Annotated in this window: 28 protein-coding genes and 1 pseudogene; 19 read left to right on the forward strand and 10 right to left on the reverse strand. The window is 64.3% G+C overall.

The features are described 5' to 3' along the window. Positions 1-115: 115 nt before the first annotated feature. From BGO80_RS09330 to BGO80_RS09355, 6 genes are all read left to right on the forward strand, one after another. On the forward strand, positions 116-910 hold the full coding sequence (locus tag BGO80_RS09330) for a DUF2189 domain-containing protein (RefSeq protein ID WP_126149347.1): 795 nt from the start codon (positions 116-118) through the stop codon (positions 908-910). A gap of 24 nt (positions 911-934) precedes the next feature. Further along, positions 935-3172 carry a heavy metal translocating P-type ATPase gene (locus BGO80_RS09335; protein ID WP_286721079.1) on the forward strand — a complete coding sequence of 746 codons (2238 nt, stop codon included), beginning with the start codon at positions 935-937 and terminating at the stop codon, positions 3170-3172. Then, the gene (ccoS, locus tag BGO80_RS09340) at positions 3169-3333 is read left to right on the forward strand and encodes a cbb3-type cytochrome oxidase assembly protein CcoS (protein WP_126149349.1); all 165 of its coding nucleotides are present in this window, start codon (positions 3169-3171) and stop codon (positions 3331-3333) included. The genes BGO80_RS09335 and ccoS overlap by 4 nt, the downstream gene beginning before the upstream one ends. Then, complete coding sequence (locus BGO80_RS09345; RefSeq protein ID WP_286721080.1) at positions 3330-3797, forward strand: hemerythrin domain-containing protein; 468 nt, start codon at positions 3330-3332, stop codon at positions 3795-3797. Before ccoS ends, BGO80_RS09345 begins: the two co-directional genes overlap by 4 nt. Then, a complete protein-coding gene (locus BGO80_RS09350; RefSeq protein ID WP_286721081.1) occupies positions 3794-4477 on the forward strand; it encodes an NnrU family protein in 684 nt (227 codons plus the stop codon). Before BGO80_RS09345 ends, BGO80_RS09350 begins: the two co-directional genes overlap by 4 nt. 84 nt (positions 4478-4561) lie before the next feature. Beyond that, complete coding sequence (locus BGO80_RS09355) at positions 4562-5293, forward strand: SDR family NAD(P)-dependent oxidoreductase (protein ID WP_286721082.1); 732 nt, start codon at positions 4562-4564, stop codon at positions 5291-5293. On the opposite strand, the gene BGO80_RS09360 is transcribed toward BGO80_RS09355, so the two are convergent. Genes BGO80_RS09360 through BGO80_RS09370 form a run of 3 tightly spaced genes read right to left on the reverse strand, consistent with a single transcriptional unit; the run spans position 5283 to position 6938 of the window. Beyond that, positions 5283-5702 carry a DUF2177 family protein gene (locus tag BGO80_RS09360; RefSeq protein ID WP_286721083.1) on the reverse strand — a complete coding sequence of 140 codons (420 nt, stop codon included), beginning with the start codon at positions 5700-5702 and terminating at the stop codon, positions 5283-5285. The two genes, BGO80_RS09355 and BGO80_RS09360, sit on opposite strands and share 11 nt — an antisense overlap. A 10-nt stretch (positions 5703-5712) precedes the next feature. Further along, positions 5713-6363: a ChrR family anti-sigma-E factor gene (locus BGO80_RS09365; RefSeq protein ID WP_286721084.1), complete on the reverse strand. Its 651-nt coding sequence runs from the start codon at positions 6361-6363 to the stop codon at positions 5713-5715. Beyond that, positions 6360-6938 carry an RNA polymerase sigma factor gene (locus BGO80_RS09370; RefSeq protein ID WP_353744203.1) on the reverse strand — a complete coding sequence of 193 codons (579 nt, stop codon included), beginning with the start codon at positions 6936-6938 and terminating at the stop codon, positions 6360-6362. The genes BGO80_RS09365 and BGO80_RS09370 overlap by 4 nt, the downstream gene beginning before the upstream one ends. A 248-nt stretch (positions 6939-7186) precedes the next feature. On the opposite strand from BGO80_RS09370, the gene BGO80_RS09375 reads away from it, so the two are divergent. The 3 genes from BGO80_RS09375 (at position 7187) to BGO80_RS09385 (ending at position 9786) form a co-directional block, all read left to right on the forward strand. Then, entirely contained in the window at positions 7187-8530 is a 1344-nt protein-coding gene (locus BGO80_RS09375; RefSeq protein WP_286721085.1) for an NAD(P)/FAD-dependent oxidoreductase, read from the forward strand. Further along, on the forward strand, positions 8527-9255 hold the full coding sequence (locus tag BGO80_RS09380) for a DUF1365 domain-containing protein (RefSeq protein ID WP_286721086.1): 729 nt from the start codon (positions 8527-8529) through the stop codon (positions 9253-9255). Before BGO80_RS09375 ends, BGO80_RS09380 begins: the two co-directional genes overlap by 4 nt. Before the next feature lie 102 nt (positions 9256-9357). After that, positions 9358-9786 carry an Rrf2 family transcriptional regulator gene (locus tag BGO80_RS09385; RefSeq protein WP_286722997.1) on the forward strand — a complete coding sequence of 143 codons (429 nt, stop codon included), beginning with the start codon at positions 9358-9360 and terminating at the stop codon, positions 9784-9786. 220 nt (positions 9787-10006) lie between these two features. On the opposite strand, the gene BGO80_RS09390 is transcribed toward BGO80_RS09385, so the two are convergent. The 3 genes from BGO80_RS09390 to BGO80_RS09400 form a co-directional block, all read right to left on the reverse strand. Continuing rightward, positions 10007-10978, reverse strand: coding sequence for a prephenate/arogenate dehydrogenase family protein (locus BGO80_RS09390; RefSeq protein ID WP_286721088.1), 972 nt, complete (start codon positions 10976-10978; stop codon positions 10007-10009). Continuing rightward, positions 10975-12069 carry a histidinol-phosphate transaminase gene (hisC, locus tag BGO80_RS09395; RefSeq protein ID WP_286721090.1) on the reverse strand — a complete coding sequence of 365 codons (1095 nt, stop codon included), beginning with the start codon at positions 12067-12069 and terminating at the stop codon, positions 10975-10977. Before hisC ends, BGO80_RS09390 begins: the two co-directional genes overlap by 4 nt. A gap of 70 nt (positions 12070-12139) precedes the next feature. After that, positions 12140-12871, reverse strand: a complete 732-nt coding sequence (locus BGO80_RS09400) for a class I SAM-dependent methyltransferase (RefSeq protein WP_126149359.1) — start codon at positions 12869-12871, stop codon at positions 12140-12142. 104 nt (positions 12872-12975) lie between these two features. Here BGO80_RS09400 and gloB point away from each other — a divergent pair, with 104 nt between their 5' ends. Next, positions 12976-13743, forward strand: a complete 768-nt coding sequence (gene gloB, locus BGO80_RS09405) for a hydroxyacylglutathione hydrolase (RefSeq protein WP_502686555.1) — start codon at positions 12976-12978, stop codon at positions 13741-13743. 387 nt (positions 13744-14130) lie between these two features. Here the strand turns inward: gloB and BGO80_RS09410 are convergent, their stop codons facing one another. After that, positions 14131-15177, reverse strand: coding sequence for a DNA topoisomerase IB (locus BGO80_RS09410; protein ID WP_286721094.1), 1047 nt, complete (start codon positions 15175-15177; stop codon positions 14131-14133). Positions 15178-15423: 246 nt separating this feature from the next. Between BGO80_RS09410 and BGO80_RS09415 the strand changes: the two genes are divergently transcribed. Continuing rightward, the gene (locus BGO80_RS09415) at positions 15424-15708 is read left to right on the forward strand and encodes a hypothetical protein (protein WP_286721096.1); all 285 of its coding nucleotides are present in this window, start codon (positions 15424-15426) and stop codon (positions 15706-15708) included. 12 nt (positions 15709-15720) lie between these two features. Here the strand turns inward: BGO80_RS09415 and BGO80_RS09420 are convergent, their stop codons facing one another. From BGO80_RS09420 to BGO80_RS09430, 3 genes are read right to left on the reverse strand one after another with little or no spacing between them, the layout of a single operon-like run. Further along, complete coding sequence (locus tag BGO80_RS09420) at positions 15721-18867, reverse strand: efflux RND transporter permease subunit (protein WP_286721097.1); 3147 nt, start codon at positions 18865-18867, stop codon at positions 15721-15723. Between the two features lie 3 nt (positions 18868-18870). Beyond that, on the reverse strand, positions 18871-20070 hold the full coding sequence (locus BGO80_RS09425) for an efflux RND transporter periplasmic adaptor subunit (RefSeq protein WP_286721099.1): 1200 nt from the start codon (positions 20068-20070) through the stop codon (positions 18871-18873). Further along, positions 20067-20531, reverse strand: a complete 465-nt coding sequence (locus BGO80_RS09430) for a GbsR/MarR family transcriptional regulator (protein WP_126151433.1) — start codon at positions 20529-20531, stop codon at positions 20067-20069. Before BGO80_RS09430 ends, BGO80_RS09425 begins: the two co-directional genes overlap by 4 nt. Positions 20532-20693: 162 nt before the next feature. Between BGO80_RS09430 and BGO80_RS09435 the strand changes: the two genes are divergently transcribed. The 8 genes and pseudogenes from BGO80_RS09435 to obgE all read left to right on the forward strand — a co-directional run bounded on the left by BGO80_RS09435 (position 20694) and on the right by obgE (position 25819). Further along, positions 20694-21464, forward strand: coding sequence for an MBL fold metallo-hydrolase (locus BGO80_RS09435; protein ID WP_286721101.1), 771 nt, complete (start codon positions 20694-20696; stop codon positions 21462-21464). A 233-nt stretch (positions 21465-21697) separates the two neighbouring features. Next, positions 21698-22102, forward strand: a pseudogene (rplU, locus tag BGO80_RS09440) (50S ribosomal protein L21); the annotation flags it as partial. A 132-nt stretch (positions 22103-22234) separates the two neighbouring features. After that, a complete protein-coding gene (gene rpmA / locus BGO80_RS09445) occupies positions 22235-22501 on the forward strand; it encodes a 50S ribosomal protein L27 (RefSeq protein ID WP_126151430.1) in 267 nt (88 codons plus the stop codon). Between the two features lie 119 nt (positions 22502-22620). Further along, positions 22621-23148 carry a GNAT family N-acetyltransferase gene (locus BGO80_RS09450; RefSeq protein WP_286721104.1) on the forward strand — a complete coding sequence of 176 codons (528 nt, stop codon included), beginning with the start codon at positions 22621-22623 and terminating at the stop codon, positions 23146-23148. Next, positions 23145-23672, forward strand: coding sequence for a GNAT family N-acetyltransferase (locus BGO80_RS09455; RefSeq protein WP_126151428.1), 528 nt, complete (start codon positions 23145-23147; stop codon positions 23670-23672). Before BGO80_RS09450 ends, BGO80_RS09455 begins: the two co-directional genes overlap by 4 nt. Further along, positions 23663-24187, forward strand: coding sequence for a GNAT family N-acetyltransferase (locus BGO80_RS09460; protein WP_286721107.1), 525 nt, complete (start codon positions 23663-23665; stop codon positions 24185-24187). Before BGO80_RS09455 ends, BGO80_RS09460 begins: the two co-directional genes overlap by 10 nt. After that, positions 24184-24756, forward strand: a complete 573-nt coding sequence (locus tag BGO80_RS09465) for a GNAT family N-acetyltransferase (protein WP_126151426.1) — start codon at positions 24184-24186, stop codon at positions 24754-24756. The genes BGO80_RS09460 and BGO80_RS09465 overlap by 4 nt, the downstream gene beginning before the upstream one ends. Positions 24757-24775: 19 nt before the next feature. Then, positions 24776-25819 carry a GTPase ObgE gene (gene obgE / locus BGO80_RS09470; RefSeq protein WP_126151425.1) on the forward strand — a complete coding sequence of 348 codons (1044 nt, stop codon included), beginning with the start codon at positions 24776-24778 and terminating at the stop codon, positions 25817-25819. Positions 25820-25912: the final 93 nt, after the last annotated feature.

Here is a 25912-nt window from a genome sequence, read left to right on the forward strand (position 1 = left end):
CCACCCAGCCGCCGCCTCCTCTGCTCCTCCCCCTTCTTCAGGGGGAGGCCGGGTGGGGGTTCTCCGCTCTCGACCCGCAGCCCATCGGACGCTCAACCCAACTCACGGAATCGCCATGACCCAAGCCGCCGACGTCATTCCGCCCTATGAACCTGCCGCACCGCGGGCGGTCGATCACAATCGCCATCTGCCCCTGTCAGCGCCTTTTGCCTGGCTCGCCGCCGGCTGGCGCGACCTCTGGTCGAACCCCATGCCAAGCCTCGCCTATGGCTCTGGGGTCGTTCTCGTCTCCTGGGGCATCATCTCTTTGATGTTCACCTATGGCTGGGCCCAGATCCTGTTTCCGGCACTGGCCGGCTTCCTCGTGGTCGGTCCGCTTCTCGCCACCGGCCTATATGAAAAGAGCCGGCGCCTCGCCGCCCGCAAGAAGGTAACGCTCTGGGACATGCTGTTCCCGCGCGGCGGCATGCATCTGTTCTTCGTCGGCGCCGTCTTGATGACGCTGATGCTGGTCTGGGTGCGCGCTGCCGTGCTGCTCTATGCCCTGTTCTTCGGCTGGCGCGCTTTTCCCGGCTTTGACCAGATCATCCAGACGCTGCTGACCACGCCCGAGGGCATTGGCCTCCTCGCTGTCGGCACGGCGGTAGGCGGGCTCTTTGCCGCCTTCTCCTTTGCCATTGGCGCCTTCTCCATTCCCATGGTGCTGGACCAGAAGCTCGATGCCTTCTCGGCTATGGGCATGTCGCTGTCGCTGGTCACCAACAATCTCGGCCCGGCCCTGATCTGGGCCGCTCTGGTGGTGGGCCTCGTGATCGTCAGCCTGCTCACCGGGTTTTTGGGACTGATCATCATCTTCCCGCTGCTCGGCCACGCCACCTGGCACGCCTATCTGGCGGTGCGCGAGGAATAGAGCAACACCTGCGGATTTCGGACCATGACCTGCTGCGCACCACCGCCTGCCTTTGTCGAAGCCCTTGCCGGGGGGCCCAATCGGGGCCCTTCGGACAATGAGGTGCGCCTGGCCAGCCGGGCGCTCGAGGCCGATCTCCGGCAGTCCGAATTCGCTGCCCCGGCCATCCATTGCGGCGGCTGCATCCGCACCATCGAAGCGGCGCTCGATGCACTGCCCGGCGTGGTCTCGAGCCGGGTGAACCTTTCCAGCAAGCGCGTCACCGTGCGCTGGCGCGACGCGGGCACGGTGCCGCCCATGGTCCACCGCATGGTCGAATTGGGCTATGAACCCAACCTCTTCTCGCTCGAGGACGCCGGCAAGGATGCCGGACTTTCGGCGATGATCCGAGCGCTTGCCGTTGCCGCCTTCTGCTCGATGAACATCATGATGTTCTCCGGCTCGGTCTGGGCCGGCGCCGACGGAGCGACGCGCGATATCCTGCACTGGATCTGTGCCGCACTGACCCTGCCGGCACTGCTCTATTCGGGCCGGGTTTTCTACCAGTCGGCCTGGACGGCGCTGCGTGCGGGCCACACCAATATGGACGTGCCGATCACCATCGGCATCCTCATGGCCTTCGCGCTCAGCCTCTACGACACCGTGTTTTCCGGCACCGAAGTCTATTACGATGCCGTCGCCTCGCTGATCTTCTTCCTGCTCATCGGCCGGGCACTCGACCATGCCATGCGCGAACGCGCCCGCACCGCCGTCAAGGGCCTGGCACGCCTGGCGCCGGCAGGCGCGCTGGTGCTGGAGGGCGAGGGCGGCCCCGCCTTCCTGCCGCTGGCCGAGATTCGCCCCGGCATGGTGATCGCCGTCGGCCCCGGCGAGCGCATTCCCGTCGATGGCGACGTGGTGACCGGCCAGAGCGAGATCGACAAGAGCCTGCTCACCGGCGAAAGCCTGCCCGAAACCGCCGGCCCCGGACAGGCCGTACCGGCCGGCGCGCTCAATCTCAGCGCCGCCATCGCCATTCGCGCCACTGCCGACGAGAAGAATTCCACTCTCAACCAATTGGTGCAGCTGCTCGACGATGCCGAATCCAGCCGCAACCGCTATCGCCGCATTGCCGATCGCGCCGCCACCTTCTATTCGCCCGTCGTGCATCTGGCCGCTTTCCTGGCCTTTATCGGCTGGACGGTGTTCAACGGCGACCTGCACAATGCCACCACCATCGCCATTGCCGTCCTGATCATCACCTGCCCCTGTGCTCTCGGCCTGGCCGTGCCCATGGTGCAGGTGGTGGCGGCCAAGCGCCTGTTCGAAGCCGGGATCATGGTCAAGGACGGGGCGGCGCTGGAGCGATTGGCCGAGGTCGACACCGTCGTCTTCGACAAGACCGGCACGCTGACCACCGGCCTCGCCCGCCCCCTTGCCAGCCTCGCCGAGCCGGGCAGTCTCGGCATTGCCGCCAGCCTTGCCGCCCGCTCGCGCCATCCCTATTCGATCGCCATCGCCCATGCCTTTGCCGCGACGCCCGACCTCGACTGGCAGGATGTGACCGAGCATCCCGGCCTCGGCGTCGAAGCGCGGCTCGATGGGCGGCTCTATCGCCTCGGCCGCATGGGCTGGTCGGGCCCCAAGGACGGGAGCGAAGCCGGCACCGTCCTGTCCCGAAACGGCGAACTCTGCGCCGCCTTTGCCTTCGAAGACCAGTTGCGACCTCAGGCGGCGACCTCTGCCGAGCGCCTGCATCGGCTGGGCTACCAGACGCTGGTGCTGTCCGGCGATCGCCCGGCTTTGGTGTCGCAGTTGGCAGCCAAACTGGGCATAAACAGCGAAGGCGGGCTGTTGCCCGAGGAAAAACTGGCGCGCATCACTGCCCTCGAACAGTGCGGCCGTGTCGTGCTCATGGTGGGCGACGGGCTCAACGACACCCCGGCCATGGCCCGCGCCCATGTGTCCATGGCCCCGGCCAGCGCCATCGATATCGGCCGCAACGCCGCGGATTTCGTATTCCTGCGCAACGATCTCACCGCCATCCCCACCGCCCTTGCCGTGGCCCGCGAGGCGCGCCAACTGGTGCGGCAGAACCTTGTCCTCGCCTTGCTCTACAATGCCATTGCCCTGCCCATCGCCATTGCCGGGCTGGTCAATCCCTTCATGGCCGCCATCGCCATGTCGGCATCCTCGGTGGTCGTGGTGGTCAATGCCCTGCGCCTGGGATGGCACCCCTTCGGCAACCGGGTCAGGGCCCCCAGAGAGGCGGCTACAGCATGAACGATTTCTTCTATCTCATTCCCATCTCGATCATTCTGGGCTTTATCGGCCTCGTCGTCTTTCTCTGGACCCTGCGGGCCGGGCAATATGAGGACCTCGACGGCGCCTCCGAACGCATCCTCTATGACGAGGATGTGCCGCGCCCCGACAAACCTTCATGATCGCGCTCCAGCCAACCGAACCCGGCCGCTGGGCGGCGTTGCAGCGCTGTTATGGCCAGCTGCTGCAACTTTGCGATCAGCTTGAGGACATTGCCGATCGCCTGCCCGGCAGGGTCACCGCCGCCGAAACCAAGGCCCTGGCAAAGGCGATCCTGGCCAGCTTGGCCGACACACATGCCGAAGAAGAACTGGCGCTGCTGCCTGCGCTCGCCATGTCCCCCAAGCCGGAATTGCGTCGCCTCGCTCAGCGCCTGCGCCAGGAGCACGATGCCGATACCCAATCGGCGCTCGAACTGGCCGAAGTGCTTGTCTCTCTCAACGGACGACAGCCGCTGCTGTCGCCCGATGCCACCGGCTATCTCCTGCGCGCCTTCTTCGAGAGCGTGCGACGGCATGTGCGCAGCGAACAGGATCTGCTTATCCTGCTCGATGCGATTCCCCCCGCGAGCGGAGCCCCGAATTGACCCAGTTCCTCCTGGCCTTGGCCGTGTTTCTCGCTCTGCATTCGGTGCCGGCCATTCCCGCCATCCGCACGGTTCTGGTCGAGCGCCTGGGCCGCCGCGCCTATCTCGTGCTCTACTCACTTGTCTCGCTGACCACATTGGGCTGGGTGTTCCACGCCGCCTTCCGGCTCGACTATGTGCCGCTCTGGGACCCGGCGCCCTGGCAGGCCTGGCTGGCGCTCATGGCCTCGCCCATCGCCCTGTTCCTGCTGGTCACCGGGCTGGTCAGCCCCAATCCGGCTTCCATCACCTTCCGGCGCGGCGACGCGGCCTATGGCGCCATAACCACGGTGACCCGCCACCCCGTGCTCTGGGGCTTCCTGTTCTGGGCTTTTGGCCATCTCGTCGCCAATGGCGATCTGCGCAGCCTCATGCTGTTCGGCGTTTTCGGCCTGTTTGCGCTTTTCGGCATGCTGATGGCCGAGCGGCGCGGCAGCAAACGCAATCCAGCCTGGAATGAGATCACCGCCACCACCTCGATTGTGCCTTTTGCCGCCGTCGTCGCCGGCCGCGCGAGGCTGCGGATCGACCGGGCTATGATCATCGGCTTTATCATCGCCCTTGCCCTCACCATCTGGCTGCTCTCGGGCGGCCATGCGGCCATTTTCGGCGCAGATCCGCTGGCCATGGCGACGGCCTGACCGGCAACGCCTCAGGGTTTTTCGCCACCAGACGCATCCATCCGTCCCGTTGGACCGTATATCGGGAAAAGCGGAGACGAGATCATGGCTGGCAGCAACGAGAAAATCTGGATCATTGGCGGCAGTGCCGGCATCGGCGCCGCCTTGGCCGAAGCCTATGCCCAACGCGGCGCGACCCTGGTGCTCTCCGGCCGCGACCAGGCCGCCCTCGACCAGCAGGTGGCCAAACTCGGCCCCGGCCATAGTGGCGCCGAGGCCGATATCGGCGATCGGGAAAGTCTCGAGCGCGTGGCGCGCCAGTTCGGCCCCTTCGAGCGGGTTATCGTCACCGCCGCCATCTACGATCCCGGCCCGGTCATGCAGGCCGATGCCGACAAGGCGGCAAAGATCTTCGCGACCAATCTCGGCGGCACGTTCAACGCCGTGCGCGCCGCCGTCCCCAGCCTGCGCCAAGGCGGGCAATTGGTGCTTTTCGGCTCAGCGGCGGCAATTTTCGGATTGCCCAATGGGCAGGTCTATTCGGCCACCAAGGCGGGCATCGTCAATCTGGCGCAAAGCCTGCGCAGCGAATTGTGGCCTGCAGTCGATACGCGCCTGGTCACCCCCGGCTTCGTGCGCACCCGCCTGACCGATCAGAACACCTTTGCCATGCCGGCCATGCTGGAAGTGGAGGATGCAGCCGCCCGCATCATCAAGGGGCTGGATGGCAAGCGCTTCGAAATCGCCTTTCCGCGCCGGCTGATCTGGCCGCTGCGGCTTCTGGCACGCCTGCCCCACGCCATCGCGTTTGCCCTCGCGGGCCGGCTTAAAGGGTGAAGCGCGCCACCCAATAGCCGGCCATTGCCGAAATGCCGGTCAGGAAGCCGCCCCACAGCACATCCACCAGGCTCACCTTCCAGGACCAGTCCTTGATGGTGGCCAGGTTGGTCATGTCATAGGTGCCATAGGCGATAAGCCCCAGCCCGATACCGGCGAGGAGCGCCCAGAGCCAGGACTGGTTGTTGAGCGCCGGCAGCACTGCGAAGAAAACGACGCCGACCACATAGAACAGATAGAACACCGCCGCCGGCACGAGGTTCGGCCGCTCCAGCAGCACATGCCCGATCTCGGACCGGTAAAACCCCAATGCGACGAAGGATAGCCAGACGAAATCCAGCGCGAAGAACACGACGGCCGACCCGATATAGGCGGCAATGAACGTCATCAGGGAATAACCGGCCAGCATCGCGTCCTCCTCAAATCCCCAGGAATGGTTGAACCAGGCGCACCAGGCGACTGCTGAAGCGCAGCGGCGCATCGGTCACGGCGAGGCAGATGCAGTCCTCGCTCTTGTCCGCCACCGGCTGATGCGTCAGTTCGCCATCCGCCTCTTCGATATCGCCGGGGCCAAAATGATCGACCTCGTCATGAAAACTGCCCGTCAGCACCAGGGTCAGCTCGCGCCCGCCATGGCTGTGCTCGGGCACCGGCTTGCCGGCGGGAATGCGCAGCAGCCTGACCTGGGTTTCCCGGTCGCCGGTGGGGATCAGCACCTGATGGGCCGTGCCGATGCTGCGCCATTTGAGCGCGTCGATATCGCCCACATAGCTGCGCAGCGGCTCGGGAATGACCGCATGAGCAGGGCGCTTGCGCGCGATCGGTGGCGCCACTTGCCTGGGTGCGTCATCGAGCCGTGCACGCATCCGCTCCCAGGCATTGGCCGGGCCCGCAACGGGGGCAATCGTGTCGATCACCGCCCCGCCGGCGGCTTCGGCCAGCGCCAGCCGCGCCCGGCAATCGGGGCACATGGCCAGGTGGCAGGCCACCGCAATGGACCAGCCCTCGGCCAGGTGGCCGGCGGCATATTCGACCAGCAGCTCGTCGCTCAAATGGTGTTTGATGCTCATCTCAAGCTCTCCAGCGCCGTTCTAAGGCGCCCGAAGGCCAGGCGGATTCTGGATTTGACCGTGCCGATCGGCAGGCCAAGCTGTTTGGCAATGGTGCTATGGGAAGCCTCTTCGAAAAAAGACAGGCGGATAAGATCCACCTGCTCCTTGGGGAGGGTTGCGAGCGCCCGGTGCAAGGCGTCGTGGCTTTGCCTGTCTTCCATTACCCGCGCCGCGTCGGGCAGCGGTTCGCTGACAAAGGCAGGGTCTTCGGGATTGAATTCGGGCCGACGCTGCTTGCGCCAGGCATCGATCCAGATATTGCGGGCGATGGTGAAGATCCAGGCCGATGCCGGACCGCGCGCCGGATCGAACTGACCGGCCTTGCGCCAGATGGTCAGCATGGTTTCCTGCATCAGGTCCTCGGCGGCCTGGCCATTGCGCGTCAGTTTGAGCATATAGGCGCGGATGCGTGGACTATATTGTTCGAACAGCGCCTCGAAAGCGGCCATGTCGGCATGGGCTGCGATGGCCACCAGATAGGGCGCCATATCATCCGCCGGCGGCGTGAGGCCGCTGTCCTTGCTTGCTGTCAATGGCGGATTTCCATGCTGGGCGCGCGCCAAAGGGCGTCGGCGTTTCTTGAACGCGCTATCTTCGCATGTCCCGACCAGTGGGTAAATTGCCAGTGTCATGCCGGCTAATACGCCCCCTTTCGGCGGGCGGATCACCACAGACCAGCGAAAATCTTGTCAGCGGCAATGGCGGGAAAAGAATTCGGCCCGGCGATGATCCGAAAGCGCGTCTCGCGCGTATCTACTACAAAGAAACCGGGACTAGATAGATGTTTCAATCGCCAGAGCCGTTCAACCGCTCCGTGCCGCCGCGCCAGCGCATTGCCGTCATCGGCAGCGGCGTTTCCGGGCTGTCGGCCGCCTGGCAATTGTCCAAGACGGCCGATGTCGTGCTCTATGAAGCCGATGCGCGCCTGGGTGGCCATGCCAACACCATTGACGTTGACGGCACGGGTCCGGTCGATACCGGCTTCATCGTCTATAACAACGCCAATTACCCCAATTTCCAAGCCATGCTCGCCCATCTCGGCGTCGATAGCGTGGCCACCGAAATGTCGTTCTCGGCCTCGCTGGAACAGGGCAATTTCGAATATTGCGGCGAAGGCCTCGCTGGCATGCTGGCCCAGCGTCGTAATGCTTTCCGACCGCGCTTCTGGAGCCTGCTCCGCGATCTCATCCGCTTCTACCGCGAAGCCCCCGATGTCCTTGATCAGCCCGACATGCGCGGCCTGACGCTGGACGAATATCTGCGCATGCAGCGCTATTCGCGATCCTTCGTCGAGGGCCACCTGCTGCCCATGGCCGCGGCGATCTGGTCGTCCACCGCCGAGGATATTCGCGCCTATCCGCTCTTTGCCTTCGTGCGCTTCTTCGAAAGCCACGGCCTGCTCAAGCTGACCGCGCGTCCGCTCTGGCGCACCGTGACCGGCGGCAGCCGTGCCTATATCGGGGCGCTGATGAACCAGTTCTCAGGCGAAGTGCGCCTCTCGAGCCCGGTGACCTCGGTCGAGCGCGATGCCACCGGCGTGACCATACGCGACGGCAAGGGCAATACCGACCGCTTCGACCAGATCCTGATCGCCGCCCATGCCGACCAGGCCCTGAAAATGCTCGACAAGCCGACTGCGCTCGAAAGCGAATTGCTCGGGGCCTTCGAATATACCCGCAATATTGCGGTGCTGCACAGCGATGCCAGCTATATGCCGCGCCGTCGCAAGGTCTGGTGCTGCTGGAACTACATCGCCATGGGCGAGGAGAAGGAGGCCCCGCTCTGCGTCAGCTACTGGATGAACAAGCTGCAGCACCTGCCCGGGCGCGATCTCTTCGTTACCCTCAACCCGCCGGGCAATCCGGAGGGTGAAGTGGCCCGCTTCGACTATACCCATCCCCTTTTCAACACCCGCGCCATCGAAGCGCAGGAAAATCTCTGGCGCCTGCAGGGTCAGAACCGCACCTGGTATTGCGGCGCCTATTTCGGCCGCGGTTTCCACGAGGATGGTCTGCAGGCTGGCTTGGCCGCCGCCGAGGACATGGGCGCACCCGCCCGCCCCTGGATGCTGGCCAATCCTTCGAACCGCATCACCCTAGCCCCCATCCCGGCGATGGTCGCGTGACCACCGCCTCGGCCATCTATGTCGGCCATGTGGTGCACCAGCGGCATCGGCCCAAAAAGCACGCGCTGCGCTATCGCGTGTTCTCGCTGCTGATCGATCTCGACGACTTGCCTCGGCTCAACCAGCTGCGCCTTTTCGGGCACAACCGGCCTTCTCTGTTCTCGTTTCGCGATGCCGATCACGGCCATGGCCAGACCCCTCGCGACTGGGTGTTCGCCCAGCTACGCGCGCATGGCCTGCCCGAACCAACCAGCATTCGCCTGCTCTGCTATCCGCGCATTCTGGGCTATGTGTTCAACCCGCTGACCGTCTGGTTCTGCGCCGATGGCGAGGGCAGGAGCATCGCCACCATCTACGAGGTGCACAACACCTTCGGCGAGCGCCACACCTATGTGCTACCGGCGGGCGCCGAGCAGACATGCAGCAAGACCTTTTACGTCTCCCCCTTCATCGGCATGGATTGCCAATATGCCTTCTCCATCCTCGAACCGGGCGAGAAGGTGCGGGTGGCCATCGACGAGACGGAAAAAGGCGAGCGGCTTCTCTACGCCGCCTTTGCCGGCAAGCGGCACGAGTTCACCGACAGAACCCTGTTTGGCCTCTTCTTCAGCCATCCACTGATGACGCTGAAGGTGACCCTGGGCATTCACTGGGAAGCGCTGCGCCTCCTGCTCAAGGGGATAAAATTCCACCCGCACCGGCCCAAGAATTCGCCTTCGGCCTAAAAGGACGGTGGGCGCTGCGACAACGTAGTGCAGTCCAACACCATTGTACTTGGCCACAATCAGGCCGATCTTGATGTCAGAAATGTCACGGTCAGGACTGCCATGCGCCTCACCCAGTTCACCGACTATGCGCTGCGCCTGTTGATCTATGCCGCCACAAATGGCGAGCGCCTCGTCACCATTGAAGAGGCCTCCGACGTCTATGGCATTTCCCGCAACCACCTGATGAAGGTCGCCAATCTTCTGACACGCGAAGGCTATCTGCGCGCCGTGCGCGGTCGCTCCGGCGGCTTGACCTTGGCCCGACCCGCCGCCGAGATCAATCTGGGCGCAGTGGTGCGCGCCACCGAGCCCGATTTCGCCATGGTCGAATGCTTCGCCGCCGACAACCGCTGCCGCATCACCCCCGGCTGCCGCCTCAAGACCATCCTGAACCGCGCGCTCAAGGCCTTCATCGCCGAACTCGACCAACACAGCCTCGCCGACCTCGCCGTCGACCCCGCGCTTTTCGGCATCGAACACTCAGCCTGACCACCGCCGCACTCCACCGCCTGGCCTTGAAAATGCGTTGCGATCCTGGCTTCTGCCCTTCCCTCTCCAAAAGGTGGGGAAGGCGCGCCTCCCCTAGAGCTTTCACGTTCTGGTTGATGCGGCTCCATCGCCCCTCCCCCTTGAGGAAAGGGAGGCAAAAGAGCCCTGAGTGCACCTCAGTTTGCAATGGTCCAGGCAAAGCCCGAACCCGCGGCCTCTGCTACGCGTCGTCGCCGCCGCCGTGGTCGCGGACTGGGGTGGGTTCGGGGGTGGGGGGCTGTTCGTGGGGGCGGCCGAAATCGGCGGCGGCGGTTTCCTGGCCGGCATTGATGATCGAGCGGCGGATGGCGCGGGTGCGGGTGAAGAGGGCTTCGAGCGCCGGGCCGTCGCCGGTGCGCACCGCGCGCTGCAGCCGTGATAGGTCTTCGTTGAAGCGGCCGAGCATTTCCAGCACCGCATCACGATTGGTGAGGAACACGTCGCGCCACATCACCGGATCGGAGGCGGCGATACGGGTGAAGTCACGGAAGCCCGAGGCGGAGAACTTGATCACCTCGGACTTGGTATCGGCTTCGAGATCGGACACTGTGCCGACGATATTATAGGCGATGAGGTGCGGAATATGGCTGGTAATGGCCAGCACCATGTCGTGATGGGCTGCATCCATGCATTCCACCATCGAGCCCATGGCCTGCCAGAAGCCGACGAGCCTGTCAGTCGCCGCCTGCGGCACGCCGGCGGTGGGGGTGAGGACGCACCAGCGCCCCGCAAACAGTTCGGCAAAGCCGGCAGAGGGGCCGGAATGCTCGGTGCCGGCAATGGGGTGGCCGGGAATGAAATGCACCCCGGCAGGCACATGCGGGCCGACGACCTTGACCACATGCTCCTTGACGGAGCCGACATCGGAGACGATGGCGCCCGGCTCCAGCGCCGGCGCGATGGCTTCGGCCAGCGCCGCATAGGCCCCGACCGGGGCGCAGAGAATGACGAGATCGGCGCCGCGCACCGCTTCGGCCGGGTCGAGCGTATAGATGTCGCCCAGGTTCAATTCGCGGGCTTCATCGAGCGTTTCCTGGCGCCGTGTGGCGATGGAGATCACTTCCACCAGCCCCTGCCGCCGCGCCGCCAGGGCAATGGAGGAGCCGATGAGACCGATGCCGATCAAAGCGAGCTTGCGAAACTGTGCGCTCATTGTGCGCCCCCGAATGCCTTGAGCACCTTGGCGACACCCTGCATGGCCGCCTCCGGCCCAATGGAAATGCGCAGCCCATTGGCAATGCCATAGGAGGCGCCGATCTCGCGCACGATATAGCCGGCCTCGACCAGGGTCTTAAACGCCGCTGCGGCAATCTCGGGGGTGTCGAACAGCACCATGATGAAATTGGCCTGGCTGGGGATGACGCGCATGGTGTTGGAGTGGAGCTCGGCGGTGAGCCAGTCGCGCCAGCGTGCATTATAGTCGCGCAAACTTTGCGTGAAGGCGGTGTCGCGGGTCGCGGCGGCCCCGGCCAGTTGCGCCGGCAGATTGACGTTGAACGGGCCGCGAATGCGGTTGATGGCGTCGACCACATGGTCGGGCCCCACCATCCAGCCGATGCGCGCCGCCGCCAGGCCCATCTTGGAGAAGGTGCGCACCATGACGACATTCTGATGCGCGCCGACCAGATCAAGCCCCACCGAATAGTCAGCGGCCGTCACATATTCGGCATAGGCACTGTCGATGACGAGCAGGATATCGGGGCGGAGACCGGCATGCAGCCGCGCCACCTCGTCTGCATTGAGATAGGTGCCGGTGGGATTGTTGGGATTGGCCAGCCAGACCACCTTGGTGCGGGGCGTTACCGCCGCCAGCAGCGCATCGACATCGGCGCAATAGTCACGCTCGTCGACCATGATAATCTGGGCGCCGGTCGCCCTGGTGATGATCGGATAGACCGAAAAACCGTAGCGGTTCATCACCGCTTCGTCGCCTTCCCCCAGATAGACCTGGGCCAACAGGTGCAAGAGATCATCCGAGCCATTGCCGCAGACGATGCTATCGGGATCGACGCCATGCACTTCGCCCAGCGCCTCGCGCAGCAGGCGCGACGTGCCCTCGGGATAGATTTCGAGCTTTTCGGCAGCGGCGGCAAAGGCGGCGATCGCCTTAGGGCTGGCGCCGAGCGGGGATTCATTGGCCGAGAGCTTGATCGCATTGCTGCCCGGCTTGCCGGACTTGCCCGGCATATAGGGCGCAATATCGAGAATACCGGGCTGCGGTGTGGGGCGGACGGTTTCGGACATGATGGTCTTCGCGAAAGGGCAGGGAAAGCCGCGCGGACCATAGTGAAACCGCGCCCTAAAGGCAAAGCCTCTATGCGTTGCGGGCCGTCGCCGCCGACAGGCCCGGCAGGCGCACATAGCGCTCGGCGCGCTTGCGCCGGGGAATGGCGGGAAACGCCTCCTTGCGGGCACGCACGCAGATCGCCCCGCTCATTGCCGGCCCGAACAGGCGCCCGAAGCGCTCGAAAAAGCGGGTGGATTTGAGCACCAGGCCCGATTGCACCGGCGGCACGAACAGGGCATCGCGCCAGGCCTCGGGCACGAAGCTATGATCGCGCAGCAGTTTTTCCAACTGCCCGCCGGAATAGGGATTGCCCTGCCCGAACGGGGTATTGTCGCGCTGGGCCCAGATACCACGGCGGCGCGGCACCACCAACACCAGATGCCCATTGGGCGCCGTCACGCGCCACAGCTCGCGCATCAGTTCTTCGGCATCGGCGACATGCTCGAGAGCGTGGATGGCAATGGTCAGATCGATCGCCGCATCGGTGAGCGGCATCTCCAGCGGATCGCAGAGTACCGTGCAGGACGGGCCCTCGCGCGGCCAGGCCGAGGCCCCCTGGCGTGCCGGCATGAAGGCCAGCACGCGCTCGGCCGGTTCGAGCGCGAATCGCAGATAGGGCGTGGCAAAACCCAGCCCCAGCACCCGCTTGCTGCGCACATCGCCGGCCAGGGCCATGACCTGTTCACGCACCAGCGCCCGCGAAATGCGGCCCAGGGGGGACTTGTAGTAGCCGATGAGGCGCGAAACATCGCTGGTCATGGCTGGGACTGTGCCAAAGCCCCGTGAACTTGTCCAATCCAAGGTTGTATTGCGCCCGCCCACTCCCTAGCTTGCGGGCAAACCGCAGAACCAAGGAGATGAAGATGGCCCTGATCGTGGATGTCTTTCCCGCCCGCAGCGACAATTTCGGCTATCTGGTGCATGACCAGGCCAGTGGCCGCACCGCCGCCATCGACGCCCCCGAAGCCGCCGCCATCCGCAACGCCCTCACCCACCGTGGCTGGACGCTGACCGACATTTTCATCACCCACCACCATATCGACCATGTCGAGGCCATTGCCGAGCTCAAGGCCGCCTTCGGCGCCCGCGTGGTCGGCCCGCGCGATGAAGCCGACAAGATCGAGGGGCTGGACGAGTTGGTAGGCGACGGTGACACGATCGAACTCGGCGACACCAGCTTTGCAGTGATGGCCACCCCCGGCCACACGCTGGGACACGTGGTGTTCTACAATGCCGAGGGCGGGCACCTGTTCTCCGCCGATGCGCTGTTCTCGCTGGGCGTGGGCCGCATGTTCGAGGGCACGCCCGGCCCGATGTGGGAAGGCGTCAAGCGCCTGCGCGCGCTGCCGGACGATACGCTGGTCTATTGCGGCCACGAATATACCGAGAGCAATGCCCGCTTCGCCCTCTCCATCGATCCGGACAATGCCGTGCTTCAAAAGCGCGCCGACGAGGTCAAGGCGCTGCGGCTGGCCGGCCGGGCCACCATTCCCTTCACTCTGGGCGAGGACAAGAGAGCCAACCCCTTCATGCGCGCCGACGCCCCCGAACTGGCCCGACACTATGGCCTTGAAGGCGCCGACCCCGCCGAAGTCTTCGCCGCCATCCGCAAGGGCAAGGACAATTTTTGATTTGGGGGCGCGCGGGGCGTCGGCTGCTGCTCCCCTCCACCTTTAGCGCATGTGGGTTGGAGCGGGCTGCCCACCCCCACCCAACCTCCCCCTGAAGAAGGGGGAGGAGCCATATCGCGTTCCAGGCAAATTCTAGCCAAAAGCACTGACGGGACTCCCTCCCCCTCCTTTAGGGGGAGGTTAGGTGGGGTGCTGCAGGTTCAGCAAACTCCAATCAACGAACAGATTCCCGGATGGTTCAGCACCCCCACCCTCATTCCCAGTCCGTTCGAGCGTAGCTCGAATGGCCTTCTCAACGAAAATCGCTCCACTGGAGCGATTTTGCCTCCGGCACGGGTCGAAGCCCCTCAAGGGGAGGAGAGTCCGTGGCCATATGCGATCGCCCTCTTACCCCCGCCCCAGACGCCGCAGAAAGTGAAGGGTCTCGACCTCATCTAGGTCGAGCATCTCGACCGGCTTGAGCCGGCCGGAGCGGCGCAATTGACCCTGCTGCCAATGCTCCTGCACCGCCGGATGCACATAGCATTGCCGGCAGACGGTTCGGGTATTGCCCAGCCGCGCCGCCACCTGGTCGATGATGGCATTGACGGTGCGGGCCTGGCCCGACTTGGTCTCGGGGCGTTCAGTGGCTTCGAACAGGCCAAAAGCGCGCACCGTGGCCGCCCAGGTGCGGAAATGCTTGGAGGTAAAGCCAGGCCCGGCAAAGCTCGAAATATAGGCGTTCACATCGCGAGAGGAGATAGCGTGATGCCCCTCCTCGCCCTCATATTTGAACAGATGCTGCCCCGGCAGGTCCTGCAGGGAGCGCACCAGTCGGGCGATGCGTCGGTCGGCCAGTTGCAGCCGCCAGTGTTTGCCCGATTTGCCCTTGAAGCGGAAATGCAGCGTGCTGCCTGAAATCTCGACATGGCGATTGCGCAATGTCGTCAGTCCGAAACTCTTGTTGTCGCGCGCATAGCTGGGATTGCCGACGCGGATCAGGCTGTTATCGAGCAACCAGACCACCGAGGCCACCACGCGCTCATAGCCCAGTGAGCGGCGGCGCAAATCCACCTCAACCTGTGCCCGCAGGGTCGGCAGCGCCGCGGCGAAGGCGGCCAGCGTCTCGAACTTGGTGGCGCTGCGGTGCTGCGTCCAATCGGCATGATAGCGATATTGCTTGCGGCCGCGCTCGTCGCGACCGGTGGCCTGGATATGGCCGCTCGCGTCTTTGCAGATCCACACATCCTGCCAGGCTGGCGGAATGACCAGCGCCTTGATGCGCTGGAGGTCCCGCGCGTCGGGCCGCGCTCCATCGGCGTCTACATAGGAAAAACCGGTGCCGCGGCGCAGGCGGCGCCAGCCCGGGCCGTCATCGGAGCAGTAGGACAGGCTGGGAGCGGGCGCGATCTCGTCGGCGCGCATCCGGTCATAAAGCGGTCGCAGTGGAAACATGGCACAGCCTCGCGGAGCTACCGCCGAGCAATGACCGACCTGCCACCGCAGTTCCTGGTTGGCTGATCACTTCTGCGGAACATGAGGCGCGTGGTGACGTTGGTTCCCCGCAGCGCTTTCCCTGTGAAGAGGCAACTGATCGCCATCGCCTTTCGTTAACAAATCGTTACCATCTGGCACGGCGATTGCCCCTGAAGGGTCATGATGCCGTGGTGTCTGGTCCATTCCGGACCAGGGCGGCCCAAAATGGAACAGTCGATGCACGGACTGACCGAGAACGACACAGACCGGGACAATAGCCTTGTGGGCCTGCCCACGTTGATCGAGGCCAATGGCGCGCGTCCCTCTTTGGCCCGCACTGCCCCCACCGCCGCCTTTGTCAGCCAGCTGATCGCCGCGCGCGACCGCCTGCCCCCGCAACGCGCCCGTCGCCAGGGCACAGTCGACGGCGCCATCGGCGCCTATGGCAAAGGCGCCCGCATCGCCGAGCGCCGCATGCCCCAAGGCTACCGCAAGTCGGTGGTGGCCTGAGCTTTTAGTGTTTCAAGTTTGGCTATCCGCCTCCACCGGGGCGGCATGCTCCATATCGTCGGGGGCCTTGGGCATGATGCGGCGCATGAAGACACTGAAGCGGTCGATATAGGTCAGGAGCACCGGCACCACCAGCAAGGTCAGTGCCGTCGAGCTGATCAGCCCGCCGATCACCGCATGGGCCATAGGCGCGTTCTGCCCGCTGCCTTCGTGCAGATTGAGGGCGAGCGGCAGCATGCCGAAGATCATGGCCAGCGTGGTCATGATAATTGGGCGGAAGCGGGTGACCCCGGCCTCCACCAGTGCGTCATAGAGATTCCAGCCCTCGCGCACATGCTGGTTGGCATTGTCGACCAGCAGAATGGCGTTCTTGACCACGAGCCCCATCAGCATGATGAAGCCGATGGCCGAGAACATGTTGAGGGTCGAACCACCGATCAGCAGCCCCACCATCACCCCGATAATGGCGAGGGGGAGCGAGCCCATAATGGCCAGCGGCTGGAGGAAACTGCCGAACTGGCTCGCCAGGACCAGATAGATGAAGATGACGGCCAGCAGCAGCGCCGAGCCGACCGTGCCCATGGTATCGGCGATCTGTTCGACCTCCCCGCCAAAGGAACTGCGATAGCCGGCAGGGAAGTCGATCCGCGCCAGAGCCGCCTGCAATTGCGGGGCGACCGCCCCCAGTTCCACCCCTTCGACATTGGCGGAGATGGTAACGCCGCGCTGCAGGTCCTGCCGGTTGATGGTCGAGGGACCGGTGCTTTCCACCACCTCGGCCACCTGCCCCAGCGTGATCATGCCCGCAGAACCGGTGGCCCCGGACTGAGCGATCGGCAGATTGCCGATGGCATCGACATCGTTGCGCAGATCCTGCGGCAGCCGCACCACCACCGAATAGACCTGCCCGTTCTTCGCGGTCCAGTCGGCGACATTCTCGCCGCTGATCAGCGGCCCCAGAGTGGCCGCGATCTGGCCCATGGAGACGCCAAGACTATCGGCGAGCTCGCGATTGACCCGGATACCCACCACCGGCTCGGCGTCGTCAAGGCTCGACGACACGTCGATCAACCCGTCGATGCGGCGCATATCGGCCATCAGCTGTTCGGAGAGCCGCTCGAGCACCACGATGCTGTCGCCATAAAGCGTCACCGAGACCGGTGCCGTGCCCGCCCCCAGATTGGAGGCCACCGAGACCTCGAATTCGGCGCCCGGCACCGCTTCGAGCGCCCGGCGAACCCGCGGCATCAGCTCACTGGGCGTGGAACTGCGCTCGGTCTTGTCGACCATGGTGACGGTGAGCGTGCCGCTATTGGAGCCGGAGGCGGCAAGACTGCCGGAAATGGTCGAATAGGTGGTTTCGATATCTGGGAAACTGCGCACCACGGCCTCGGCCTGGCGCAGCTTGCTGGCGGTATATTCCTTGGCCGAGCCGGCCGGGGTCTCCACCTTGATGGTGAAGATACCGGTATCGGTGGCGGGCATGAACTCGACCCCGACACGCGGGAACAGCAGCACCGAGCCGACCAGCGACAACAGCGCGATCAAGAGCACGGTCTTGCGGAATTTCAGCCCCCAGCGGATGAGATGGCGATAGCCTTCGGTGATCCACTCGAACAGTCGGTCGAATTGCTGCACGGCCTTGCCGATCGGCCCACGCTTGGCATTGGGATTGGCGGCGGGGTCGTACCAGACGCTCGACATCATCGGGTCGAGGGTGAAGGCGACGAAGAGCGAGATCAGCACCGCCACCGAGACGGTAACGCCGAACTGCAGGAAGAACCGGCCCATGATCCCGTCCATGAAGGCCACGGGCAGGAACACCGCGACGATGGACAGCGTCGTCGCCATCACCGCCAGGCCGATTTCATTGGTGCCATCCAGCGCCGCCTGGCGGTGCGTCTTGCCCATATGCAGGTGCCGGGTGATGTTTTCGCGTACCACGATGGCGTCGTCGATGAGAATGCCGACGGCCAGAGACAGCGCCAGCAGGGTCATGGTGTTGAGCGAAAAGCCCATCACATGCAACGCCACCATGGTGCCGATGATCGAGATCGGCAGCGTGAGGCCGGTAATGATGGTCGAGCGCCAGGAATTGAGGAACACGAAGACGATGACCACCGCCAGCGCCGCGCCTTCCACCAGCATGTTCTGCACGGCGTGGAAGGAATCCTCGACCGGTTTTGCATTGTCCACCACCACCTGGATCTTGACCGCATCCTTGGGCAGTTCGGTGGCCTCGAGCCGCTCGATGGTGCGGCGGATTTCAGCGGCCACCCCGACCGTATTGGCGCCCTGGGTCTTGAGAATGTCGATGGCCAGCGCCCGCTCGCCATTGAGGATGGCCAGGCTCGTGGCTTCGCCGGTGCCGTCCTCGATGGTGGCGACGTCGCGCAGGGTCACCGCCTGCCCACCCTGATTGCCCACGGTGATGTTGTAAAAATCCTGCTCGTCCTCGAGCCGTCCCAGCACCTGGATGGAGCGCACGATGCTGTCCTGGGTGATGGCGCCCGCCGCCAGATCCTTGTTGGCCGCCTGCAACGCCGAAACCACTGCCCCGGGGCTGATATTGAACGCTGAGAGGCGATCGGGGTCGATATTGATGTTGAGCTGGCGCGGCACCCCGCCGACGACGCTGGCGCTGCCCACCCCATCGATATTGGACAGGCGCTTGGCGATGACATCCTTGGTGAGCGCGGTAAGATCGCGGTCCGAGAGCGTGTTGGAACTGACCGCCAGCGACAGCAGCGGCAAGGCCGCCGGATCGAAGCGCAGCACCTGTGGATCATTGGCGCCGGCCGGCAGCCGCGCCTTGACCGGGTCGATCTTGTCGCGAACGTCCTGGGCCTTCTGCTGGGAATTGGCCTCGAGATCGAAGATCATGATGATCATCGCCTGGCCGGACTGGGCTACGGACTGGATGGTGTCGAGCCCGGCAATGGTATTGACCGCATCTTCGATGGGCTCGATGACGTCAGCCTCCACCGCCTCGGGCGAGGCGCCGGGATAGGACACCACGACCGCCACGACCGGCAGGTCGATATCGGGCAATTGCTCCACCGGCAGGCGCTGATAGGAATAAATGCCGAAGACCATGATTGCCACCATGATCATGGTGGCAAAGACGGGATGATTGACGCTGATGCGGGTCAGGAACATGGCTCAGTTCCCCAGCACTTCATAGGCATCCCCGGCGCCCAGGGTCGTCAGCGCCGCCGCGACGACAACCTCGCCCGTGGCAAGCCCTTCGACCTCGCGCACCCGGCCGCGATCCCATTCGGCGCCGGGGGTGACTGGTTTGCGGACCAGCGTGCCATTGTCGAGCAGCAGCACGAAGCTGCCTTCGGCATCTTCCCGCAGGGCGGTGGCCGGCAGGGCGATGGCATCGCGCTTTTCCGCCACGGTGATGTAGCCGGTGGCGAACATGCCACCGCGCAACAGACCTTCGGCGTTTTCGATCGACACATAGATCGGCACCGCGCGAGTGCCTGAAATCGCCACCGGATTGACCCGTGTGACGCTGCCGGTGAAGGTCCTGCCTTCGATCCCGGTGACGGTGATGCCAACACTCTGGCCCGGCTTGACCAGCGCACTGGAATTGACCGAGGCAGAGGCGTCGAATTCCATGGCGTCGAGATTGACCACGGTAAAGAGCGGCGTGCCGGCACTGATCGTCTGGCCCGGCTCCACCGAACGGACTGAGACCACACCATCGAGCGGCGAGCGCACCGTGGCATTGTCGAGCGCGATTTCGGCGCTTTCGACGGCGCTTTCGAGCCCTGTGAGATTTGCAGCGAAGGTCGCAACCGAGGTGCGCGCCTGTTCCAGTGTCGAGGGACTGGCCAGGCCCTGGCGTGCCAGTTCCTCGGTGCGTTCAAGCTGCTGGCGCGCCGATGCCAGTTGCAGGCGCGTGGCCTCGGCGGTGGCGCGCTGCTGATTGACCTGCAGCGCCAGGGTGGCCCGATCGATCTCGGCCAGCACCGCGCCTTGGGCAACGGTGTCGCCCGGCCGCACGGTGACGCTCAGCACCCGGCCCGACGCCATGGACGCCACAGCCGACTGCTGGCCCGGCACCAGCGTGCCGGTGACCTTGACAGTCTGGCTCAGCGTCGTCGGGGCAATCTCGACGATTTCGCTGGCCAGCAATTGCTTGACCACCGGCGCCGTGTCTTCGCTGGAAACCCCCGGCTCAGGGGCAGGCGGGCGCAGCAGCACGAAGCCGACGGCCCCCACGACGATCACGCCCAGCACCACCCAGCGCAGGATACGGCGCTTGGGCTTTTCGCCATTGGCGATGCGGCGGGCATTTTCCTTTTCGAAACGGCTTTGGGCCCATCCGGGCTTGGCATGGACTTGGGTCATTCACTGTCCCCCTGGGGTGGACGCTGACGCAGCGTCTCGGCCCACTGATCGAGAATTTCTGCCGACTGGCTGTAAAAGCCGGTGAGATGATCGATGCGCTTTGCCGCATCCTGATCCTCGGCCCGCAGCGCGGCGGCACAGGCTTGCATGGTGGCGGCATAGCGCCGGAACCGGGTAGCGACGTCGCCGATCATATCGGTATAGGGCGACTGCACCATCTGGTAGTAATCCTGCCGATCCCCGGCGCGGGTGGTGAGCTTGAGCACCCCGCCCTTGGCCAGCAGACGCGTATTGGTGCTGACGCTGGCTCGACTGACGCCGAGCCGCTCACTGATCTGGGAGAGGCTCATTTCGCGGCCCTCGGCCAGGAGCAGCCCGAAAATCCGCCCGGCAATGCGCGGCGCTCCACTATCCTGGAGCACCAGTCCCATCTCTTCGATAAACCGGTCGACGGCGGCCATGGCGAACCTTGCTTCATTTCGTTCAGTGCATACTGAACATACGAGACGATGTAAACACCATCAGCCCCAATCCGCGCAAAGTCATCACGATCCCGTGACTGCCCGATCCCTGCCCCGGTAAGGGCGTTGGTTTGGATCATCGCGATAAAGGGAGAAAAGATAATGCCGAGACGCCGCACCGTTCTCACCGGCCTTGCCGGACTGCCCCTGCTCATGCTTGCTGGCGCCCAGTTCAGCCCGCTTCTTGCCCAGGACACCGACTTGGCCGATACCATCGCCACCGATCAGGGCAACCTCACCATTCATCCGGTCGACCATGCCAGCATGGTGCTGCATTGGGGCGATCATGTCATCTATGTCGATCCCGTGGGCGGCGCCGAGCGCTATGCGAGCCTGCCCGCGCCGACCGCCATCCTCATCACCCACGGCCATGGCGACCATTTCGACCTGCCCACGCTCGAGGCCATCGCCAGCGGCGTTCCGATCGTGGCCAATGCCGAAGTTTTCGACAAGCTGCCCGAGGACCTGAAGGCCAATGCCACCAGCCTGGCCAATGGCGAGGCGGGCGACATTGCCGGCGTGCCGCTGCGCGCCGTCGCTGCCTACAATACCAGCGAGGACCGCCTGCGCTATCACCCCCAGGGCGTCGGCAATGGCTACATTCTGATCTTTGGCGACAAGACCGTTTATGTGGCCGGGGATACCGAGCCCACGCCCGAAATGCTGGCCTTCAGGGATATCGATGTCGCCTTCCTGCCGATGAACCTGCCCTATACCATGACGCCCGAACAGGCGGCCGAGGCGGTCAACGCGTTCAAGCCGGCCATCGTCTATCCCTACCATTATGGCGACAGCGATCTCGGCCTCTTCGAAAATGCCGTCGACAAGGGCATCGAGGTCAGGCTCCGCAACTGGTATCCCAGCGCCGGCTGAATGGCCCTCAGCGCCCGCCAGGCTCTTGACTCCGGGGCCCTTTGCCCTGATAAGCCCAGCAACCTGCGCATTGGCCCTGCCTTTGCGCTGGTTGTGTTTGAAAACGCTGCTCGAGGCTGCCGGCCGGTATGACATCGGCCCTCTGACCCGAAAAGCCCGCGGAACGGCACGAAATCCGCGGCGCCACAGAGCGCGACAGATAGGGACCGGTTGCATATCCAACCGGCATGAATATGACTTTCGCCGTTATCAAGACGGGCGGGAAGCAGTACAAAGTTGCTGCCAACGACGTCATCAAGATCGAAAAGCTCGACGCCGAAGCCGGCGACATCGTCACCTTTGACGAAGTCCTCATGGTTGGCGACACCATCGGCGCTCCGCTGGTGGAAGGCGCCCTGGTCGCTGCTGAACTGGTGGAAACCAAGAAGCAGAAGACCGTCATCATCTTCAAGAAGCGTCGCCGCCACAATTCGCGTCGCCGCAACGGCCACCGTCAGCTGCTGACCACCGTCCGGATCACCGAGATCCTGACCGGCGGCGCCAAGCCGACGATCAAGGCTGCTGCCAAGGCAGAGACCACCGAAGCCGTCGCCGAAAAGGCCCCGGCCAAGAAGGCTGCGCCCAAGGCTGAAGCCGCCGCTGACGCACCGGCCAAGAAGCCGGCTGCCAAGAAGGCTGCTGCCAGCGAAGACACCGCCGCTGAAAAGCCGGCGAAGAAGGCCCCGGCCAAGAAGGCCGATAAGGCCGACAAGGAATAAGGAGCTTAGACCATGGCACATAAGAAAGCAGGCGGTTCATCCCGCAACGGTCGTGATACCGCTGGCCGTCGTCTTGGCGTGAAGAAGTTCGGTGGCGAAGCTGTGCTCGCCGGCAACATCATCATCCGCCAGCGCGGCACCAAGTGGGCTCCGGGCACCGGCGTCGGCCTGGGCAAGGATCACACCATTTTCGCACTCGTGGACGGCCATGTGTCGTTCCGCACCCGTGCGAACTCCAAAGTACACGTTTCTGTCGTCCCGGCAGAGGCCGCCGAATAACCCGGCAGGCCTGACCAACCCGCCGGTGACCAGTTCCCCGGCGCAGTGTTTGGCAAACAACAGATGCGAAAGGGGAATCGGTCCGCCGGTTCCCCTTTTTCCGTCTGGAGTTTTGCATCGTGACCACCATCAAGAGCCGTCTGCCCCAAACGCTCACCACCCGGCGCCTGGTCCTGACCGCGCCGACCCTTGAGCATGTCCCGGCCATCGCAAAACTCTGCAACAACAAGAACATCCACCAATGGATGAGCCGCCTGCCCTTCCCCTATGCGGAAGCAGATGCGCGCTTTTTCGTCGAGACCGTCGTCCCCAGCGCCGAAGAGGCCTGCTATGGCATCATGCGCGAGGACGAATTCATGGGCGTTGTGGGCCTCCATTTCGCACAAGGCGAATTGCCCGAGCTCGGCTATTGGCTGGGCGAGCCCTATTGGGGCCATGGCTATGTCACCGAGGCGGCGCGCGCCGTGGTCGCGGCGGCCAGGGCGGCAGGGGCCAGCGCCCTGCGCTCGCGCGCACTCAGCACCAATGCCCGCTCGCTCAACGTTCTCGGCAAGCTCGGCTTCCTCGAAACCGGCAAGGGCGCCGAGCCCATCGGACCCAATGCCGGCATGCCCGCGACCTTTCTCAGGCTGGACTGGGACAGATGATCACGCTCAAGACCGATCGCCTCATCCTGCGCTCCGCCCGGCCGGACGATGCGCCCAGCTATACTTTGGGCATTGGCGAATTCGCCGTTGCCCGCTGGCTCACCCCGGTGCCCTGGCCCTGCTCGCTGGCCATGGCCATGGACTGGCTGCGCCAGACGCCGCGCAATACGCCCGAGCATGCGCTGTTCATCATCGAACGTCCCGGCAAGGGATTGATCGGTTCGATATCGCTGATGGACGAACTCGGCTTCTGGATCGCCCGCCCCTTCTGGGGACGGGGTTATGGCACCGAAGCGGCCGCGGCGGTGATCTCCTGGCATTTCAGCGAGACCGAGCGCGAGGCCATTCCCTCCAGCGCCCATCACGACAATGCCGCCTCGCTCAGGCTGCAGCACAAGCTCGGCTTTGTCGATGAGGGCCATGAAATGCGCTATTCCCAGGCCCTGCAAAACCATGTCGATCATGTGATAACCAGACTGACACGCACCGCCTGGCAGGCGCGGGGAGACCAACAATGCGCCTGACAGACACCCTCCCCCAGACCATCGCCACCGAGCGTCTGCTGCTGCGCGCCCCGCGCATGAGCGATGCCGAAGCGCTGGTGACAGAGGCCAATAATTGGAAAGTGCTGGAGCCCACCGCGAACCTGCCTTTTCCCTATCTACCCGAACATGCCGAGGGGTTTATCACCCGCGCCGCGCATAAACCGGGCCAGCGGTCCTATGTCATTGCGGGCAGCGGGGATGACAGGCTCAAGGGCGTCATCGGCTTCTACTTTTTCGAAGACCGCCCAGTCGAGCTCGGTTATTGGCTGGGCGAAAGCCATTGGGGTCAGGGCCTTGCACCCGAGGCGGTCACCGGTTTGGTCGAGGCCGCCGAAGCTTTGGGGATCACCCCCATCCGCGCCCGTGTTCTCGCCGGCAATGCCGCCTCGGTGCGCGTGCTGCAAAAGACCGGCTTTGTCGTGATCGAGGAAACGCTGAGCGTGGTCGAACGCCATCGCGGCCGGCCGCTGCTCCTCATGGAGCGCCGCCGATGAACCCAACGCTCAATACCGCCCGCCTGCTGCTGCGCCCCCCGCAGAGCCTCGACGCCCCAGCAATCGCCCGCTACCTCAACGATATCGACGTGGCTGGCAATCTAGCGCGCGTGCCCTTTCCCTACCATCTCGCCGATGCGCAGGGCTGGCTGCGCACCCGCAAGCCGGACCTGGCTCCCGACGAGGTCAATTTCGCCATCGAGATTCATGGCGCCTATGCCGGCCAGGTGGGATTTCATCCCGGCGCCGAGGGCCCCGTCATCGGCTATTGGCTGGGCAAGCCCTTCTGGGGCCGGGGCATCATGACCGAAGCGGTCACCGCCAGCCTCGCCTGGTTCTTTGCGGCAACGGCAGCGCCCATGATCTATTCCGGTGTTTTCCATTTCAATGCCGCCTCGCTCGCCATCCAGAAGCGGTTGGGCTTTGTCGAGACCGGACGATCAAGCCTGCTCTGCCTTGCGCGCGGCGCCGAGGTGGAGCATATCGAGACCCAATTGTCGCGCGAGAGTTTCCAGGACCACCAGCACCGGTCGGCGCCGGGCGGAAACCATACGCAAGCGAACACCTAGCCTGGAAGGCACGACAGCAATGAAATTTCTCGATCAGGCCAAGGTCTATATCAAATCCGGTTCCGGCGGCGCCGGCGCCGTCAGTTTCCTGCGCGAAAAATTCGTCGAATTCGGTGGCCCCGATGGCGGCAATGGCGGGCGCGGCGGCGACATCATCGCCGAATGCGTCGAAGGCCTCAACACCCTGATCGACTATCGCTACCAGCAGCACTTTCGCGCCGATACCGGCGTGCATGGCATGGGCCGCAACCGCACCGGCGCCGATGGCGCCGACGTCATCCTGCGCGTCCCCAAGGGTACCCAGATTTTTGAGGAAGACCAGGAAACCCTGATCGCCGATTTCACCGAGGTCGGCCAACGGGTCGTGCTGCTCAAGGGCGGCAATGGCGGCTTCGGCAATGCCTATTTCAAGACCAGCTCCAACCAGGCGCCGCGCCGCGCCAATCCCGGTCAGGAAGGCACGGAAAAAGGCATCTGGCTGCGGTTGAAGCTCATCGCTGATGCCGGCCTCGTCGGGCAGCCCAATGCCGGCAAGTCGACCTTCCTCGCCGCCGTCTCCGCCGCCAAGCCAAAGATCGCCGATTACCCCTTCACCACGCTCCACCCCAATCTGGGCGTGGTGCGCGTCGGCGAGCGCGAATTCGTGCTGGCCGATATTCCGGGTCTCATCGAAGGGGCGAGCGAGGGCATCGGCATTGGTGACCGGTTCCTCGGCCATATCGAGCGCTGCAATATTCTCATTCACCTGATCGACGGCACCAGCGAAGACGTGGCCCATGTCTATAAAGCGGTGCGCTACGAGCTGGCCGCCTATGCCGACGTGCTGGCCGACAAGGACGAGATCGTCGTCCTTAACAAGGTCGATGCGCTGAGCGAGGACGAGATCAAGGCCAAGGTCAAGGCCCTCAAAAAGGCCTCCAAGGCCGAAGTGCGCCTGGTCTCGGGCGTCACCGGCCAGGGCGTCGAACAGGTGCTCTGGGACGTCATCAACTTCCTCGACGCCGAAAAGGCCGAGGCTGTCGAGATGGAAAAGAAGGCCACGGAAACAAAATGGACGCCGTGATGGGCAGTCTCCTCGGCACAATTGTAGCACCCCCTCCCAACCTCCCCCTGAAACAGGGGGAGGGGTGGGCTGGTTGCGGCCCTCGATCGCGTC

It is taken from the genome of Devosia sp. 63-57 (genome assembly GCF_001899045.1).
Taxonomy (GTDB): Bacteria; Pseudomonadota; Alphaproteobacteria; order Rhizobiales; family Devosiaceae; genus Devosia; species Devosia equisanguinis.